General features: G+C 50.1%; 16 protein-coding genes. 7 read left to right on the top strand and 9 right to left on the bottom strand.

From position 1 onward, the window contains the following. Position 1: 1 nt before the first annotated feature. The 6 genes from ispU to rpsB all read right to left on the bottom strand — a co-directional run bounded on the left by ispU (position 2) and on the right by rpsB (position 5,694). Positions 2–763 (bottom strand): (2E,6E)-farnesyl-diphosphate-specific ditrans,polycis-undecaprenyl-diphosphate synthase, encoded by a 762-nt coding sequence (ispU, locus tag RFN81_RS04140; protein WP_264497913.1) that lies wholly within the window; start codon positions 761–763, stop codon positions 2–4. A 195-nt stretch (positions 764–958) separates the two neighbouring features. Beyond that, positions 959–2,155, bottom strand: coding sequence for a 1-deoxy-D-xylulose-5-phosphate reductoisomerase (gene ispC, locus RFN81_RS04135; RefSeq protein ID WP_264497912.1), 1,197 nt, complete (start codon positions 2,153–2,155; stop codon positions 959–961). Between the two features lie 266 nt (positions 2,156–2,421). Then, a complete protein-coding gene (frr, locus tag RFN81_RS04130; protein ID WP_264497911.1) occupies positions 2,422–2,979 on the bottom strand; it encodes a ribosome recycling factor in 558 nt (185 codons plus the stop codon). Between the two features lie 125 nt (positions 2,980–3,104). Continuing rightward, entirely contained in the window at positions 3,105–3,830 is a 726-nt protein-coding gene (pyrH, locus tag RFN81_RS04125; RefSeq protein ID WP_264497910.1) for a UMP kinase, read from the bottom strand. A gap of 152 nt (positions 3,831–3,982) precedes the next feature. Next, the gene (tsf, locus tag RFN81_RS04120) at positions 3,983–4,834 is read right to left on the bottom strand and encodes a translation elongation factor Ts (RefSeq protein ID WP_264497909.1); all 852 of its coding nucleotides are present in this window, start codon (positions 4,832–4,834) and stop codon (positions 3,983–3,985) included. 134 nt (positions 4,835–4,968) lie between these two features. Next, positions 4,969–5,694, bottom strand: a complete 726-nt coding sequence (rpsB, locus tag RFN81_RS04115; RefSeq protein WP_264497908.1) for a 30S ribosomal protein S2 — start codon at positions 5,692–5,694, stop codon at positions 4,969–4,971. Positions 5,695–6,041: 347 nt separating this feature from the next. Between rpsB and map the strand changes: the two genes are divergently transcribed. The 4 genes from map to RFN81_RS04095 all read left to right on the top strand — a co-directional run bounded on the left by map (position 6,042) and on the right by RFN81_RS04095 (position 10,989). Further along, positions 6,042–6,836 (top strand): type I methionyl aminopeptidase, encoded by a 795-nt coding sequence (gene map / locus RFN81_RS04110; RefSeq protein WP_264497907.1) that lies wholly within the window; start codon positions 6,042–6,044, stop codon positions 6,834–6,836. A gap of 179 nt (positions 6,837–7,015) precedes the next feature. Further along, positions 7,016–9,661 (top strand): bifunctional uridylyltransferase/uridylyl-removing protein GlnD, encoded by a 2,646-nt coding sequence (glnD, locus tag RFN81_RS04105; protein WP_264497906.1) that lies wholly within the window; start codon positions 7,016–7,018, stop codon positions 9,659–9,661. A gap of 28 nt (positions 9,662–9,689) precedes the next feature. Next, entirely contained in the window at positions 9,690–10,517 is an 828-nt protein-coding gene (gene dapD / locus RFN81_RS04100) for a 2,3,4,5-tetrahydropyridine-2,6-dicarboxylate N-succinyltransferase (protein WP_264497905.1), read from the top strand. Positions 10,518–10,599: 82 nt separating this feature from the next. Then, complete coding sequence (locus tag RFN81_RS04095; protein ID WP_264497904.1) at positions 10,600–10,989, top strand: DUF3461 family protein; 390 nt, start codon at positions 10,600–10,602, stop codon at positions 10,987–10,989. 105 nt (positions 10,990–11,094) lie between these two features. On the opposite strand, the gene RFN81_RS04090 is transcribed toward RFN81_RS04095, so the two are convergent. The 3 genes from RFN81_RS04090 to syd form a co-directional block, all read right to left on the bottom strand. After that, positions 11,095–11,550, bottom strand: a complete 456-nt coding sequence (locus RFN81_RS04090; RefSeq protein ID WP_264498867.1) for a flavodoxin — start codon at positions 11,548–11,550, stop codon at positions 11,095–11,097. 221 nt (positions 11,551–11,771) lie between these two features. After that, positions 11,772–12,122 (bottom strand): YqcC family protein, encoded by a 351-nt coding sequence (locus tag RFN81_RS04085; RefSeq protein WP_264497903.1) that lies wholly within the window; start codon positions 12,120–12,122, stop codon positions 11,772–11,774. A gap of 777 nt (positions 12,123–12,899) precedes the next feature. Further along, the gene (gene syd / locus RFN81_RS04080) at positions 12,900–13,448 is read right to left on the bottom strand and encodes a SecY-interacting protein (protein WP_264497902.1); all 549 of its coding nucleotides are present in this window, start codon (positions 13,446–13,448) and stop codon (positions 12,900–12,902) included. A gap of 70 nt (positions 13,449–13,518) precedes the next feature. Between syd and queF the strand changes: the two genes are divergently transcribed. The 3 genes from queF (at position 13,519) to xni (ending at position 16,788) form a co-directional block, all read left to right on the top strand. Then, positions 13,519–14,367: an NADPH-dependent 7-cyano-7-deazaguanine reductase QueF gene (gene queF, locus RFN81_RS04075; RefSeq protein WP_264497901.1), complete on the top strand. Its 849-nt coding sequence runs from the start codon at positions 13,519–13,521 to the stop codon at positions 14,365–14,367. A 228-nt stretch (positions 14,368–14,595) separates the two neighbouring features. Next, the gene (gene ppnN / locus RFN81_RS04070) at positions 14,596–15,960 is read left to right on the top strand and encodes a nucleotide 5'-monophosphate nucleosidase PpnN (protein WP_264497900.1); all 1,365 of its coding nucleotides are present in this window, start codon (positions 14,596–14,598) and stop codon (positions 15,958–15,960) included. A gap of 60 nt (positions 15,961–16,020) precedes the next feature. Beyond that, entirely contained in the window at positions 16,021–16,788 is a 768-nt protein-coding gene (gene xni / locus RFN81_RS04065; RefSeq protein ID WP_264497899.1) for a flap endonuclease Xni, read from the top strand. Positions 16,789–16,802: the final 14 nt, after the last annotated feature.

Genomic DNA, 16,802 nt, shown 5'->3' with positions numbered 1-16,802 from the left:
CCTAGGATGCAGCGGCATCGATAGGTGTTGTTCCCCCGAAGCGGCGCTCACGTTGTGCAAAAGCATTCAGCGCACCTTCAAAGACGTGTTCATCGAAATCAGGCCAGAGGACATCAGTAAAGTAAAGCTCAGCATAAGCAATCTGCCACAGAAGAAAATTACTGATGCGGTGCTCGCCCCCCGTTCTGATGACTAAATCAACCGGCGCCAGATCGTTCAGGCAGATGTACTGGCATAATGATGCCTCGCTAATACTATCCGGGCGCAAAAGGCCTTCCTGTACCTGTTCCGCAAGTTGCCGTATACCCTGGATAATATCCCAACGCCCACCATAATTCGCAGCAATATTCAGTGTAAGCCCCTGATTCTTTTCTGTCAGCCCCTCCGAACGACGAATTCGCTCTTGTAGACGCGGGCTGAAACGACCAATATCGCCAATGACCCGTAAGCGAACATTGTGTTTATGCAGGCTCTTGACCTCGCTATCCAGCGCACGCACGAACAGTTCCATGAGCGCAGAAACTTCCTGTGCCGGACGGTTCCAGTTTTCGCTGCTAAATGCGTAAAGCGTTAGCGCATCTAATCCATGGCTAACGGCGAAGCTTACTGACCGTCGCACAGCCTTTACACCGGCCTGATGGCCAAAAATTCGCATTTTTCCACGGTTTTTCGCCCAGCGCCCGTTACCATCCATGATAATGGCGACGTGCCGTGGCCCAACGGGGGACAAATCGTTAGTATTTTTTTGATTATGAGACGGCATAACGCGTACTTATTTCCTCAAGCAAGAAATACAACAGTCCTTCCGTAACACAGACCCCGTTAGCGCAAAAAAGCCGTGAACGATCACGGCTTAGCTTTATAGTCGATTAAACCAGTTAGTAAAACCAACCATTGAGTGTGGCAGACTATACCACCTCCACCGCACATGAACAAATCGTGCCATGGGTTTCACCGATTATCGCGCGTAATGCGTAAGAGCCTGCGTTGCGGCCAGCCTGGCCCAGTTGTCAATGAACAACACATCATCAACGCTCTCGGGTTCTGGCAACGTAAGTTGTTCAATAACATGCCGATTTACCGTCACAATATCCGTAAAGCGAATCTGCGACCGCAAAAAAGCATCAACCGCTATTTCATTCGCGGCGTTCAGTGCCGTTGTAGCAGATTGGCCGTGGTCACAAGCCTCTATCGCTAACTGTAAACAAGGATAGCGCGCATAGTCCGGTGCTGAAAATGTCAACGCGCCAATCTGGCAAAAATCTAACGCTTTTACGCCCGATGCGACACGATCGGGGTAAGCCATAGCATGGGCAATCGGCGTGCGCATGTCGGGAACGCCTAACTGCGCAAGAATGCTGCCGTCACGGTAGCGCACCATCGAGTGAATCGCCGACTGCGGATGAATGATGACTTCCATCTGCTCGGCAGAGGCATTAAATAGCCAGCGCGCCTCAATATACTCAAGCCCTTTATTCATCATCGTAGCAGAATCGACTGAAATTTTGCGCCCCATTGACCAATTCGGATGCGCACAGGCCTGATCCGGCGTCATGTCTGCCAGAGCAGACACCGGTGTCTCACGAAAAGGACCACCAGAACCCGTCAATATAATGCGTTCCACACCATACTGCGACAATGAAGCGTAACCTAATTGGCGCTGAATTTGCTCAGGTAAACTCTGAAAAATCGCATTATGTTCGCTATCTATCGGTAATAGTTGAGCGCCACTTTGCGCCACAGCATCCATAAAGAGACGCCCGCAGGTGACTAACGATTCTTTATTCGCTAACAAAATCTGTTTTCCAGCGCGGATAGCCGCCAGCGTGGGCAATAATCCTGCCGCACCGACAATGGCAGCCATCACCTGATCAACCCCATCCAGTGCTGCAAGTTCACACGCCGCCTGCTCTCCAGCCAGCACCTCTGTTTTGCAACCATGCTGCGCTAATTGTTGACGTAGTTTGGCCGCGGTTACCTCGTCAGCCATTGCAGCATATGCTGGTTGAAAAGCCAGACACTGTTCCAACATTAACTTCACGTTATAGCCGGCCGACAGGGCGCGCACGGCAAATTTATCGGGATTTGCTTTAATGACGGCCAATGAACTGACGCCAATAGAGCCAGTGGAACCAAGAATTGTCAGTTGCTTCATTAAAATGCTCTGAATAACCAGATGTTATGACAGGAAGGTACACGAGTCTGAGATGATTACCATGATATATTCCTGTTATCGAGCACAGTCACCATAATCGCAGGTATACACATAGCATAAATTATTTATTACCCAGAGGGGCTGGCCTTCAATGATTAACTGCATCGCAAGCGATCAATAAGAATAGCGAGCCTTTATAAAATAAAGCGTCGAGGAAAAAGGGGATCTCCCACAGATTTCCTGCGACGCCAGATCTTATAAGCCGATTAGAAGGCCATCAGTTCCGCTTCTTTCTCCGCCAGTGCCGTATCCACTTTCTTGATGAAGCTGTCAGTCAGTTTCTGTATATCCTCCTGAGCGCGACGTTCATCATCTTCACTGATCGCTTTATCTTTCAGTAATGCTTTCAATTTATCGTTAGCATCACGACGTACATTACGTACGGAAACACGCCCTTGTTCAGCTTCGCCGCGAACCACTTTAATCAGGTCCTTGCGGCGCTCTTCGGTTAATGGCGGAAGGGGAACACGAATAACGGAACCCGCCGAAGATGGGTTTAGACCAAGATCGGAAGCCATAATTGCCTTTTCAACCGCCGGGCCAAGAGAACGATCAAATACCGTGATAGCTAACGTGCGAGAATCTTCTACGACAACGTTAGCAACCTGACGCAGCGGCGTTGCGCTGCCATAATATTCGACCTGAATACCATCAAGGATACTCGGCGATGCACGGCCGGTACGGATTTTACTGATCTGATTCTTAAACGCCTCAACACATTTATCCATGCGCGTTTCAGCATCTTTTCTGATTTCATTAGTCACGTTGTGAACCCTTGAAGACTGGTTGCCTGGCGGACCATGTCAGGACACGATCCGGAGAATCATTAATGCCAGCGCTAGACTGGCGTATGGCGTAATACTGGAAATATATTACCCCAATAATTGCGTTACTGACTGATTAACGTGCCTTCTTTTTCTCCCATAACAACGCGGCGCAACGCACCTGGCTTGTTCATGTTGAAAACACGAATGGGTAGATTATGATCGCGTGCCAGCGTAAATGCGGCAAGATCCATTACTTTCAATTCACGCTCCAACACGTCCTGATAAGTCAGTGTATCGTATAACGTTGCTGAAGGATCCTGTACTGGATCGGCAGAATAGACACCATCGACCTTGGTCGCTTTCAATACGACATCGGCCTCAATCTCAATTCCGCGGAGGCATGCGGCAGAATCGGTGGTAAAAAAAGGATTACCTGTCCCGGCGGAGAAAATCACCACGCGATTATTACGCAGCAAGCTGATCGCTTCCGCCCAACTGTAATTATCGCAAACGCCATTCAAAGGGATAGCTGACATCAGGCGGGCGTTCACATAGGCACGATGCAATGCATCGCGCATTGCCAGACCATTCATGACGGTCGCCAGCATTCCCATGTGGTCGCCCACGACACGGTTCATCCCCGCTTTAGCCAGGCCCGCGCCGCGAAACAGGTTACCACCACCGATCACTACGCCGACCTGAATGCCTAACTCAACCAGTTCTTTCACTTCCTGAGCCATGCGATCCAGAATGCTCGCATCAATACCAAAACCTTCGGTTCCCTGTAAAGCTTCGCCACTGAGCTTCAGCAGGATTCGTTGATAGACGGGTTTTGCGTTGGTTGCCATGGTGTTCTTATCCTACGGGCTGTCGTCGTATTGGAGGGTTGTCAAAACTATGCTGTCCACTCAACTTCCTATCTTAGTGCAAGAAGCCAAGCGTACTGAAACTCTTTGGGCTGGATAAAAGGAACCGCCTACCGGCGGCCCTTTTTTACCTATTAAGACTGCTTACTCATGGCTGCGACTTCAGCAGCAAAATCAGTCTCAACTTTTTCAATACCTTCACCCACTTCAAAACGGATAAAGCTCGTCACTTCAGCATTGTGCTCTTTCAGCAACTGACCAACAGATTTTGCTGGCTCCATAACGAAAGGCTGGCCTGTCAGTGACACCTCGCCGGTGAATTTCTTCATACGGCCTTCGACCATTTTCTCTGCGATTTCTTTTGGTTTGCCAGACTGCATCGCGATTTCCAACTGAACCTGATACTCTTTCTCTACCACTTCAGCAGACACATCTTCTGGCTTAACAAATTCAGGCTTGCTTGCAGCAATGTGCATCGCCAAGTGCTTAACCAACTCTTCATCCGCACCCTTCGCAGCGACCAGAACGCCAATGCGTGCACCGTGTTGATAATTACCCAGAACGTCGCCTTCCAGAGCGGCAACACGGCGAATATTAATGTTCTCACCGATTTTTGCCACCAGCGCCACGCGTTCTTCTTCAAACTGGGCCTTCAGAACGTCAACATCAGTAATCTTGCCTGCAACCGCAGCGTCTAACACCTTGTCGACAAATGCCAGGAAGCCGCTATCTTTAGCAACAAAGTCGGTTTGGCAGTTCACTTCCAGGATCACCGCGTAATGACCGTCGATCTTAGTCTTGATTACGCCATCAGCAGCAACATTACCTGCTTTTTTCGCCGCCTTAATCGCGCCGGATTTACGCATGTTCTCGATTGCCAGCTCAATGTCGCCGTTAGCTTCAACCAGCGCCTTTTTACATTCCATCATGCCAGCAGCGGTACGCTCACGCAGCTCTTTTACCAATGATGCGGTAATTTCAGCCATTCTAAAATCCTCGGAAGATTTATTCTGCCTGGTCGTCACAACCAAACAGCCTTAAAAGTGAAAAAGGGGCCATATAAAGGCCCCTAACCAAACTAGTACTACCTGGTTAATAAGGGCTCAGCGAGCCAGACTTATTATTCAGCTTCGACTAAGCCTTCTTCTGCCTGCTCAGCCAAATCCTGAGAACGGCCTTCGCGAACAGCAGTAGCAACAGCGCTCAGGTACAGGTTTACTGCACGAATTGCGTCATCGTTACCAGGGATGATGTAGTCAACGCCATCAGGATCGGAGTTGGTATCAACCACGGCGAAAACCGGAATACCCAGATTGTTAGCTTCTTTGATTGCGATGTGCTCGTGATCGGCGTCGATAACAAACAGCGCGTCTGGCAGGCCACCCATATCTTTGATACCGCCCAGGCTGTTTTCCAGCTTGTCCAGCTCACGAGTACGCATCAGTGCTTCTTTTTTGGTCAGCTTGTCGAACGTGCCGTCTTGAGATTGGGTTTCCAGATCTTTCAAACGTTTGATGGACTGGCGAACGGTTTTCCAGTTCGTCAGCATACCGCCCAACCAGCGATGGTTCACGAAGAACTGATCGCAGTTATTGGCTGCATCTTTTACCGCTTCGCTTGCTGCGCGCTTAGTACCAACGAACAGAATTTTGCCTTTGCGAGAAGCAATTTTGCCCAACTCAGCCAGAGCGTCATTGAACATTGGTACGGTTTTTTCAAGGTTGATGATGTGAACTTTGTTACGCGCACCGAAGATGAACGGCTTCATTTTCGGATTCCAATAACGAGTCTGGTGACCAAAGTGTACGCCAGCCTTGAGCATATCGCGCATGGAAACAGTTGCCATGATTACCTCTATTAATTAAGTATGGGGTTATGCCTCCACATGTCCCATTGCGCCGACCCCATCCGGTGAAACACCTTAGGAGCACCCCGGCGAACGTGCCGACATGTGTGTGTTATTTACACAAAATGAGTTTAGTCGATGTCGCTGAATATCCATTACCGATATCCAGCCGGATCATCGGCGCGCTTTATACCATAGTTCCGTTGTTGACACCAGAAATTGTTCCCCGATTACCCGCGTATGGGAATGTTAGTTTGGCAAGCCAGCAACAGGACTGGTAACATACGTGACTAGTTATTTACCTTATTAATCATCGTGTCTTAATCGACACCTGTGGACAACCACCAATGGCCATTTCAATTAAAACTCCTGAAGACATCGAAAAAATGCGCGTGGCGGGCCGTCTGGCGGCCGAAGTTCTGGAAATTATCGAACCCCATGTGGTTCCGGGCGTGAGTACTGCCGAGTTGGACAGAATCTGTCACGATCATATTACTAACAAGCAGCAGGCTATTTCTGCCTGCCTGGGTTACCACGGTTTTCCTAAATCCGTCTGTATCTCTATCAATGAAGTGGTATGTCACGGTATTCCTAGCGACGAGCGTTTTTTAAAAAACGGCGATATCGTTAATATCGATGTCACCGTCATTAAAGATGGTTTTCACGGCGATACGTCAAAAATGTTCATTGTGGGTAAGCCGACTATTCTGGGTGAGCGCCTCTGCCGTATCACTCAGGAAAGTCTCTATCTGGCGCTGAAAATGGTGAAACCAGGCATCCGCTTGCGCACATTGGGCAAAGCTATTCAACAGTTCGCGGAAAGTAACAATTTCTCCGTGGTGCGTGAATATTGTGGACATGGCATCGGTAGAGGCTTTCATGAAGAACCACAAGTTTTGCATTATGACGCGGACGACGGTGGGGTGATATTACAGGCAGGCATGGCATTTACCATTGAACCCATGCTAAATGCCGGTGATTACCGTATTCGCACGATGAAAGACGGCTGGACGGTAAAAACCAAAGATCGCAGCTTGTCGGCACAATACGAGCATACTATTGTAGTAACCGATAACGGCTGCGAAATAATGACGTTGCGAAAGGACGAATCCTTCCCCAGCATCATTACGCATGAACAGTAAACATTAAGCCGGCCGATGCCGGTTTTTTATGGCGTGCGGAAAGCACGTCTCCTTCGTGTCGTCGCAAGCGACGTTGAAAAACGCGCTCTGCATTTTTTATGGGCTGCGCTATGACAGAAAACCGCTTTCCGCCAGACAATATGCTACCTACCTCCTGCTCGCCAAATAGCTTGGTAAACATGGCACCAGCAATACCTAGCCCCGCGTCGCCACTGACCTATTCCGACGACATGCTGAATTGCCAGACATTAAAACAGCAGTTAGAACTGTTTCAATGCTGGCTAGGGTCTGAATTTCGATCTGGCGTCAGTGCGGAAAAACTCATTGATGCCAGAACGTTGTTCATCGACCATTTGTTGCAACGGCTGTGGTATTTCTACGGCTTTGAAAATATCGCCCAAACCGCACTGGTCGCCGTTGGCGGATATGGCCGTGGTGAATTACACCCCCTTTCTGATATCGATGTCCTGGTATTAAGTCAGACGGCGCTGAGTGAGGAGCATTCCCAGCGCGTCGGTCAATTTATTACCTTACTATGGGATCTGAAGCTGGAAGTTGGCCATAGCGTCAGGACATTGGAAGAGTGCTTACAGGAAGGCCGCGCGGATATTTCCGTCGCGACCAATTTGATCGAATCGCGCATGATATGCGGTGATGTCGCCCTATTTCTCTCGCTACAAAAACACGTATTCAGCGATGAGTTCTGGCCGTCTTCTCTATTTTTCCCGGCAAAAATCGCTGAGCAGCAAGAGCGGCATCAACGCTATCACGGCACCAGCTATAATCTGGAGCCCGATATCAAGAGTAGCCCAGGTGGACTACGCGATATTCATACATTGTTATGGGTTGCAAGACGCCACTTCGGCGCCACCTCACTCGACGAAATGGTAGGTTTCGGCTTTCTGACCGAAGCCGAGCGCAAAGAACTTAACGAATGCCAGAGCTTTTTGTGGCGTATCCGCTTCGCTCTGCATCTAATCCTACCGCGTTACGACAATCGACTCCTGTTTGACCGGCAGCTCAATGTCGCACAGTTATTGCAATATCAAGGCGAAGGCAATACGCCTGTCGAACGGATGATGAAGGATTTCTACCGCATGACGCGTCGCGTCAGCGAGTTGAACCAGATGCTATTGCAACTCTTTGACGAAGCCATTCTGGCGCTGGACGCGAGCGAAAAACCCCGGCCGATTGACGATGAATTTCAACTACGTGGATGTCTAGTGGATCTCCGTGATGAAAATCTGTTCATCAAAAAGCCCGAAGCCATTATGCGTATGTTCTATTTAATGGTGAGCAATCGCGATATCAGCGGCATTTACTCCACCACATTACGCCAATTGCGCCATGCGCGCCGCCATCTCGCTAACCCACTTTGCACTATCCCGGAAGCGCGCCAGCTATTTATGGCGATTCTACGTCATCCTCATGCGGTCAGCCGGGCGCTGTTGCCCATGCATCGGCATAGCGTGCTATGGGCCTACATGCCGCAATGGGGGAATATCGTTGGTCAAATGCAGTTTGATCTATTTCATGCCTACACCGTGGATGAACATACGATCCGCGTTTTGCTCAAGCTGGAAAGTTTCGCCGACGAAGATACGCGGCCACAACACCCTCTGTGCGTCGAGATATTTCCCCGCCTGCCACAGCCGGAATTATTGCGACTGGCTGCGCTATTCCATGATATTGCGAAAGGGCGCGGCGGCGATCACTCTGAGCTTGGCGCACAGGATGTGCTGGAATTTGCTGCGCTACACGGGCTGAACTCGCGTGAAGCACAACTGGTCTCCTGGTTGGTGCGCTGCCATTTGCTGATGTCCGTCACCGCGCAGCGGCGCGATATTCAGGATCCTACCGTGATACAGCAATTTGCTACGGAAGTGCAAAGCGAAACGCGCTTGCGCTATCTGGTTAGCCTGACGGTTGCCGATATTTGCGCCACCAATGAGACGCTGTGGAACAGTTGGAAACAGAGTTTATTGCGTGAACTCTATTTCGCGACTGAGAAACAGCTACGCCGCGGCATGCAAAATACGCCGGATTTACGTGAACGCGTCCGCCATCATCGTCTACAAGCGCTGGCGCTGCTGCGCATGGATAATATTGACGAAGAGGCATTACACCATATCTGGAGCCGCTGCCGCGCCGATTATTTTCTGCGTCACTCGCCAAACCAGCTTGCCTGGCACGCCCGCCACTTACTGGAACATGACGTCAACAAACCGCTGGTACTTATCAGCCACCAGGCCAGCCGTGGCGGTACCGAGATCTTTATCTGGAGCCCGGATCGACCCTATCTCTTTGCGGCAGTCGCGGGGGAATTAGATCGACGCAATCTGAGTGTGCACGACGCACAGATATTTACCAGCCGTGACGGCATGGCGATGGATACCTTTATTGTATTGGAACCCGATGGCAGCCCGCTGGCGCAGGATCGGCATGAAATGACACGCCATGCGCTAGAACAGGCGTTGACACAGCGACATTACCAATATCCGCGCATGCGGCGTTCATCGCCTAAGTTGCGCCATTTCAGCGTACCAACCGAAGTCAATTTTCTGCCGACACACACGGACAGGCGCAGCTATATGGAGTTGAGCGCACTCGACCAACCGGGCTTGCTGGCGCGTATCGGTGAAATTTTCTCTGAACTCAACCTATCACTGCACGGCGCACGGATTTCCACCATCGGTGAACGCGTAGAGGATCTTTTCATCCTTGCGGACAGTGACAGACGCGCATTAAAACCGGAATTACGCCTTAAATTGCAAGAACGGTTGACAGAAGCCCTTAACCCAAACGATAAAGTATCATTGAGTTAATTTTTACAATCAGGAAAGAGAAACCAGGATGCATCAACAACTACAGAACATCATTGAGACGGCTTTTGAGCGCCGCGCTGAAATTACGCCCGCCAATGCGGACACAGTTACGCGAGAAGCCGTTAATCAGGCGATTAGCCTGCTGGACAGCGGCGCCTTACGCGTGGCCGAAAAAATCGACGGTCAGTGGGTTACTCATCAATGGCTGAAGAAAGCCGTACTGCTCTCTTTTCGTATTAACGATAATCGCCTTATCGACGGCGGAGAAACGCGCTTTTTCGACAAAGTGCCGATGAAATATGCGGACTATGATGAAGCGCGTTTTCAGCAGGAAGGTGTGCGCGTTGCTCCGCCAGCCAGCGTGCGCCGCGGTGCCTATATCGCGCGTAATACCGTCCTCATGCCGTCCTACGTTAACATCGGTGCCTACGTTGATGAAGGCACGATGGTCGATACCTGGGTCACTGTGGGTTCCTGTGCCCAGATCGGTAAAAATGTTCACCTGTCCGGTGGCGTAGGCATTGGCGGTGTTCTTGAGCCATTGCAGGCTAACCCAACTATTATCGAAGATAACTGCTTTATCGGCGCCCGTTCTGAAGTGGTGGAAGGCGTCGTCGTTGAGGAAGGTTCCGTCATCTCTATGGGCGTTTTCATCAGCCAGAGCACGCGTATTTACGATCGTGAAACCGGAGAAGTTCATTATGGCCGAGTGCCTGCCGGTTCTGTCGTGGTTTCCGGTAATCTACCGTCCAAAGATGGCAGCCACAGCCTATACTGCGCCATTATTGTGAAAAAAGTGGATGCGAAAACCCGCGCTAAAGTGGGTATCAACGAGTTATTGCGCTCCATTGATTAAACGACAAACGGCGGGCCGATGAAGCCCGCCTTTTTACGCTCGAATGATAATCAGGACTCTCTAAAACCGAGAAGGTGGCGCTATGTATGACAATCTAAAAAGCCTGGGCATTACCAACCCCGATGATATCGATCGCTATAGCCTGCGTCAGGAAGCGAACAATGACATCCTGAAAATCTATTTTCGTAAAGATAAGGGCGAATTTTTCGCTAAAAGCGTGAAGTTTAAATATCCACGCCAGCGCAAGACCATCATGGCCGACAACGGCGGTCAGAATTACAAAGAGATTAACGAAATTAGCCCCAACCTGCGCTATGTAATTGATGAATTAGATAAGATTTGCCAGCAAGAACAGGTTGAAGTCGACCTTAAACGTAAGATCCTTGACGATTTGCGCCACCTGGAAAACGTTGTCTCTAACAAAATCACCGAAATCGAAGCCGATTTAGAGAAACTGACCAAGAACCGGTGATCGCCACATCGCTAATAACAAAAACTGGCTAATTATCTCGCGGCGAGCTAAGTCATAACGAAAACGGGAGCACAATAGGCTCCCGTTTCTCATTTCAGAGCTACATCACTGCGCCTCAACCAAATCGGCCCATGCTTCAACCCACGGACATGAAACGACTTCCGGTTCAGGATGTTCAGCGGCATCAATGTCCAATACCTCGCCTAGACGCTTAGCGCCGATTTCCTGTAATAGCGCATCGAAAAGATGGCCTCCCGCGCAAAAATTCGGGTAGCTGCTGTCGCCCAATGCGATCACGCCATAGCGTAACGCAGGCTGATACCCCCCTTTCTCGCGTAGCTCAGCATAAAGCGGGGCAATGGAATCCGGCAATTGGCCCTGTCCCGTGGTTGACGTTACCACCAAAACCGTGTGCTCACGATAGCCCAGCCAGGATTCCAGTGTGGCGTCTTCAAAAACCCGAACCTCGTGACCGCGCTCTTTAAGAATATTTTCAGCTTCTTCGGCCACCAGCAATGCATTCCCGTAGACCGTACCCACAAAAATACCAACCTGCGCCATGCTTTCGACTCCCTTTTTCATTCGATGTCGTTATACCAACGTTATACGACGGTGGTTACTCGACGATAGGTCGCTATCCTGACCTGACTTAACAGGAAACTCAACCCTTTCGAATTCAGGGGAAATACCCGGCAGGCGTTCCACCTGGCGGTAACGTGCCGTGTAAGATAATAGCGGATGGCGACAGGCATTTCGGTCAGCGCTACGAACGGTAAATCATCTCAGGCATCGTGCGCTGCATTATCCTGCGTTTCAGGGCGAAATAGTGCGTCAAGCTGACCGAGATGACGCAAAATCCCTGCCGTTTCTTCCGGCGCCCCGTCCAGCGCTTCTTCAAAATAGGGTAACAGCGCCAACTCGACCGGCAATGCTAATTCGCTGTCCAATAAAGCATGCATGCGAGGCAAAAAAACCCACTGCAACCACTCTTCGGGCCGCATAGTATCAAGGCTAAAAGGTTCAGTGCTGTTAAACGCCGCATCTTCCGGCGGCACCACCTGCCAGAATGCACTTTCCCTCAATGCGCGCTCAATATCGACCAATGACTGACGAATAAGGTGCTCTCTACTCATGCAATTTCCCGCCCCAAAATCAACGATAATAGCGACAAATCATAGCATTGATATCAACCTAGCCCAATCGCCAACGTTAGCTGGAAAACCACGCCTGATATCCTCACGTACTCCGTGTACGCTCCGGTTTTTGCGCGCTGTCCGTGACCAAACTGACGGCGACAATGACGCCTACTGGGATAGGCTCTAAGGCGCATGTGATAAATATTGTAGAAAAAAATGGGGGTACTGATTGCTCAGTACCCCCGGTGCGTTTTATAGCCATCCCGCTACACATTTGCATCCCTGCTCATCCCTGAAAACTTTTCCTTCTTGGTCGTCCTGACCCACAATCCTTGCTGGCGTCCCACTTTCATCCTGACGTTTCCATCCTGTATCTTCCCTGATTGACATCCTTTAGGCTCCTGCCCCACCGATACTCCTTATCGGCTCTCAATCTCCTTCCTGGAGGTGTCCATGATTTCATCCTGAAACCGGGTTTCTTCCTGAATCAAATGCAACCAGTAACGTTTTTTTATTACCGATAGTCGCCGTAACAAACACTGTAACCGGTTACTAATTTAAGTAATAAGATGTATTAATTGTTAGCGCTCGGCAAGGGGTTAGTGACAATGTTTCTCAACACCACTTAAGGAATACTGTATTTCTTTACTTTAATTAGCTAATTAATAATGAAAAAATAAAAATAAAACGTATTTTCAACATTAAAGATAGGAGATTTCTCACAGCAAATGTAAGAGATCTCTTACAACATGGAAAGTGAAATTCGGTTAACCATTAAGCCACTATCGGATGAAGGTGAGAAAGAAACGTTGTCAGCGTCGGCGCTAAGACCTGGCGTTTGTTCGTACCGAACGTTTCCAAAATGATCTCGCCTGAAACATTACACAATGACACGATAGTCATATCAGAATCGGTGGTTGCAAGAAACAACGTCGGAGTAAGTTTCAGGCGTTTCTGCGTTAGCAAATGACCAATGAGATTCTCCTGCATGCGGGTGAAATCGTCTTCGCTCCACACCTGTAATAACTGGCAAGATATTGCATCATACCGTGCCGCCATATCTCCGGCATATTGTGCAGTATAAAAAGCATGGACATCGGGGTGCAGACTAATGTCTAACGCCCGTTCCACCCCATCCAATACGGTGGGAAGCGTAAAAGGCTGCGGCGTCCAATAAACCGTTCCCTCATGGCTTTCAGCAACACACGAGGAAGGCACGCCGTAGAGCGCTTCGCTGGCGGGCAAATGCCCCTTCTCCTGTTGCCAACCAGCGACATAGCGTTGGGTAAACGCTATCAGTGCCGCAATAACATCGTTTTCCATAATTTTTCTCATCACTCTTTTAGTCAGGTTACACTATTTGCCATCACGCTTATCACATTAAGGTAACAGCATGACCTCTGATAACACACATCAAGCCCTGAGCGGGCTGACGCTGGGTAAACCCACATCTTATTGTGACCACTATGATGCCGCACTTTTGCAGCCGGTACCCCGCAGTCTCAACCGCGATCCATTAGGGATTTATCCTAACAATCTGCCATTTCATGGCGCAGATATCTGGACGCTTTATGAACTTTCCTGGCTAAACCGTCACGGCTTGCCTCAGGTGGCCATTGGCGAAATATGCCTCGATGCGGCAAGCGTGAATCTGATTGAATCAAAAAGCTTTAAACTGTACCTGAATAGTTTTAATCAGACAGCGTTCGACAGTTGGGAACAGGTCCGCGCTACGCTAGCCAACGATCTAGCACACTGCGCGCAGGGCGGTGTGACCGTCAAACTCTTCAAACTGAGTGAGTTCGAAGGACAGCCGCTGGCAGGATTCACAGGCGAATGCATTGACGATCAGGACATCCAGATCGACCGCTACGACTTCAACGCCGATTATCTGGCAATACACGATCAGAATGCGCCAATCGTGGAAGAGACGCTGGTCAGCCATCTGCTAAAATCCAACTGCCTGATCACTCACCAGCCAGACTGGGGTTCCGTACAAATACACTACTGCGGTAAACGCATCAGCCGCGAGGCATTATTGCGCTACATAGTTTCGTTCCGTCATCATAACGAATTTCATGAGCAGTGTGTGGAACGAATTTTTAACGACATCATGCGCTATTACCAGCCGGAAAAGCTTAGCGTTTATGCCCGTTACACTCGCCGCGGCGGGCTGGATATCAATCCGTGGCGCAGTAACACCGCCTTTGATGCGCCAAAAGGGCGGCTGCCGCGCCAGTAGCCGATGACAGAGGGCGATTCACGCGATAATTGACGGCGCATTGCGCAAGTCGGCCCCTAAATTCACGGCAATATTGGAAAAAATGATGGCAGCACGTTATGGTGATATGCCAGATAACCAAGGATCTCTCGCGTCTGAACGGTATGCCAGTCGCTGTCATTGAGACTCACGGCAGTTAACGCTGACGCGTTTTGCATCGCGAATTATAGTGTCTTTCAAGGAGCAAAATTGATTACGCATATCAGCCCATTGGGATCGATGGATTTGTTATCACAGTTAGAAGTCGACATGCTAAAAAGCACGGCTAGCAGCGATCTCTATCGTTTATTTCGCAACTGTTCCCTTGCCGTACTCAATTCCGGTAGCCAAACGGATAACAGCAAAGAACTGCTATCCCGCTATGAAGATTTCGATATCAACGTGCTGCGGCGAGAACGCGGCGTCAAATTGGAGTTGGTAAATCCGCCGGAAGACGCTTTCGTCGACGGGAATATTATTCGGTCTTTGCAGGCTAACCTGTTCGCCGTATTGCGCGATATTCTTTTCGTCAATGGCCAAATCGCCAGCACGGGCCGCTATCAGAATCTGAATCTGGAAAATTCCGCGCATATTACCAATCTGGTGTTTTCCATCCTGCGTAATGCCAAGGCGCTCCACGTTGGGGAAGAACCGAACATGGTCGTCTGCTGGGGCGGCCATTCGATTAATGCAACCGAATATCTATATGCCCGCAAAGTTGGTAGCCAACTCGGCCTGCGCGAACTGAATATCTGTACGGGCTGCGGCCCGGGAGCAATGGAAGCCCCCATGAAGGGCGCCGCCGTCGGCCATGCGCAACAGCGCTACAAAGACGGGCGTTTTATCGGGATGACTGAGCCATCCATCATTGCCGCCGAACCGCCGAACCCGCTGGTCAATGAGTTAATTATTATGCCGGACATTGAAAAGCGTTTAGAAGCCTTTGTCCGTATCGGACATGGCATCATTATTTTCCCCGGCGGGGTTGGCACGGCGGAAGAATTCCTTTACCTGCTAGGCATTATGATGAATCCTGAAAATAGCGAGCAGGTGCTACCGATTATCCTGACCGGGCCGAAAGAAAGCGAAGACTACTTCCGCGTGCTGGACGAGTTTATTGTTGGCACACTTGGCCGTCAGGCGCGTCGTTACTACTCGATCATCATTGATAACGCGGCGGAAGTCGCCCGTCAGATGAAAAAAGCAATGCCGCAAGTGAAAGAAAGCCGCCGCCACACGGGCGACGCCTACAGCTTTAACTGGTCACTGCGCATCGCCCCAGATCTGCAACTGCCTTTCGAACCAAGCCACGAAAATATGGCCGAGCTTAACCTGCATCCGAATCAGCCGGCAGAACAGCTTGCTGGCGCGCTGCGTCGGGCGTTTTCCGGTATCGTGACGGGCAATGTGAAGGAAGCCGGTATTCAGGCAATAGAACAGCGCGGGCCGTACAAAATTCACGGCGATCCCCAGATAATGAAAAGCATGGATACGCTGTTACAGGGCTTTGTCGCACAGCAACGTATGAAGCTGCCCGGCAGCGTCTATACGCCCTGCTACGAAATCTGTACATAACCGCCTGTCGATAAACATCTACGGGGGAAGCCCACTTCCCCTTATCTCAGGAATGCTGCTATGCCTTTCCATTTGCTGATTGTCGATGCGCTGAATCTGATACGCCGTATTCATGCGGTACAAGGTTCACCCTGCAATACGGCATGCCAACATGCGCTGTACCAGCTGATACAAAACAGCCAGCCGACACACGCGGTAGCCGTTTTTGATGATGAAGATCGCGCAACCAGTTGGCGTCATCGGCTCCTTCCTGATTACAAGGCGGGACGTCAGCCAATGCCGGATACGCTAAAACGGGAACTTCCGCACATTAAAGCGGCATTCGCTGCGGTTGGCGTAGCAAGCTGGCATAGTCGCGGAAATGAGGCCGACGATCTGGCGGCCACGTTAGCCGCCAAGCTATCATCCGCGGGCCATCAGGCAACGATTGTGTCGACCGATAAAGGCTACTGCCAGCTATTGGCGCCACACATTAAGATCAGAGACTACTTCCAGAAGCGCTGGCTTGATTTACCGTTTATTGAACACGCGTTTGGCGTTTCGCCCCAGCAGTTGACGGATTACTGGGGGCTAGTGGGCATTAGTAGCAGTAAGATTCCAGGTATCATGGGCATTGGCCCCAAAAGTGCCGCGCAACTTATACGACAGGCCGGAAGCCTGGAGGCGTTGTACCAACAATTAGACACCGTACCGGAAAAATGGCGTAAGAAACTGGAACAACATAAAGAAATAGCACTAATCAGTCGTCAAGTGGCCACACTACGTACCGATTTAACACTGAATGGCAACCTACAACAGCTCAGGTTATTGGGGCAAAACAGCGCGTAATCCTCTCCTCGCTA

Source organism: Pectobacterium cacticida, assembly GCF_036885195.1.
Classification (GTDB): domain Bacteria; phylum Pseudomonadota; class Gammaproteobacteria; order Enterobacterales; family Enterobacteriaceae; genus Pectobacterium; species Pectobacterium cacticida.
Note: the sequence above shows the minus strand (reverse complement) of the source record. Positions and strands in the feature narration are given on the sequence as shown.

Coding starts and splice junctions, on each gene's coding strand:
- RFN81_RS04095 (WP_264497904.1), top strand. CDS start 10,600: ATGTATGACAATCTAAAAAGCCTGGGCATTACCAACCCCGATGATATC.
- tsf (WP_264497909.1), bottom strand. CDS start 4,834: ATGGCTGAAATTACCGCATCATTGGTAAAAGAGCTGCGTGAGCGTACC.
- RFN81_RS04090 (WP_264498867.1), bottom strand. CDS start 11,550: ATGGCGCAGGTTGGTATTTTTGTGGGTACGGTCTACGGGAATGCATTG.
- dapD (WP_264497905.1), top strand. CDS start 9,690: ATGCATCAACAACTACAGAACATCATTGAGACGGCTTTTGAGCGCCGC.
- ispC (WP_264497912.1), bottom strand. CDS start 2,155: ATGAAGCAACTGACAATTCTTGGTTCCACTGGCTCTATTGGCGTCAGT.
- map (WP_264497907.1), top strand. CDS start 6,042: ATGGCCATTTCAATTAAAACTCCTGAAGACATCGAAAAAATGCGCGTG.
- queF (WP_264497901.1), top strand. CDS start 13,519: ATGACCTCTGATAACACACATCAAGCCCTGAGCGGGCTGACGCTGGGT.
- RFN81_RS04085 (WP_264497903.1), bottom strand. CDS start 12,122: ATGAGTAGAGAGCACCTTATTCGTCAGTCATTGGTCGATATTGAGCGC.
- ispU (WP_264497913.1), bottom strand. CDS start 763: ATGCCGTCTCATAATCAAAAAAATACTAACGATTTGTCCCCCGTTGGG.
- xni (WP_264497899.1), top strand. CDS start 16,021: ATGCCTTTCCATTTGCTGATTGTCGATGCGCTGAATCTGATACGCCGT.
- syd (WP_264497902.1), bottom strand. CDS start 13,448: ATGGAAAACGATGTTATTGCGGCACTGATAGCGTTTACCCAACGCTAT.
- pyrH (WP_264497910.1), bottom strand. CDS start 3,830: ATGGCAACCAACGCAAAACCCGTCTATCAACGAATCCTGCTGAAGCTC.
- glnD (WP_264497906.1), top strand. CDS start 7,016: ATGGCACCAGCAATACCTAGCCCCGCGTCGCCACTGACCTATTCCGAC.
- rpsB (WP_264497908.1), bottom strand. CDS start 5,694: ATGGCAACTGTTTCCATGCGCGATATGCTCAAGGCTGGCGTACACTTT.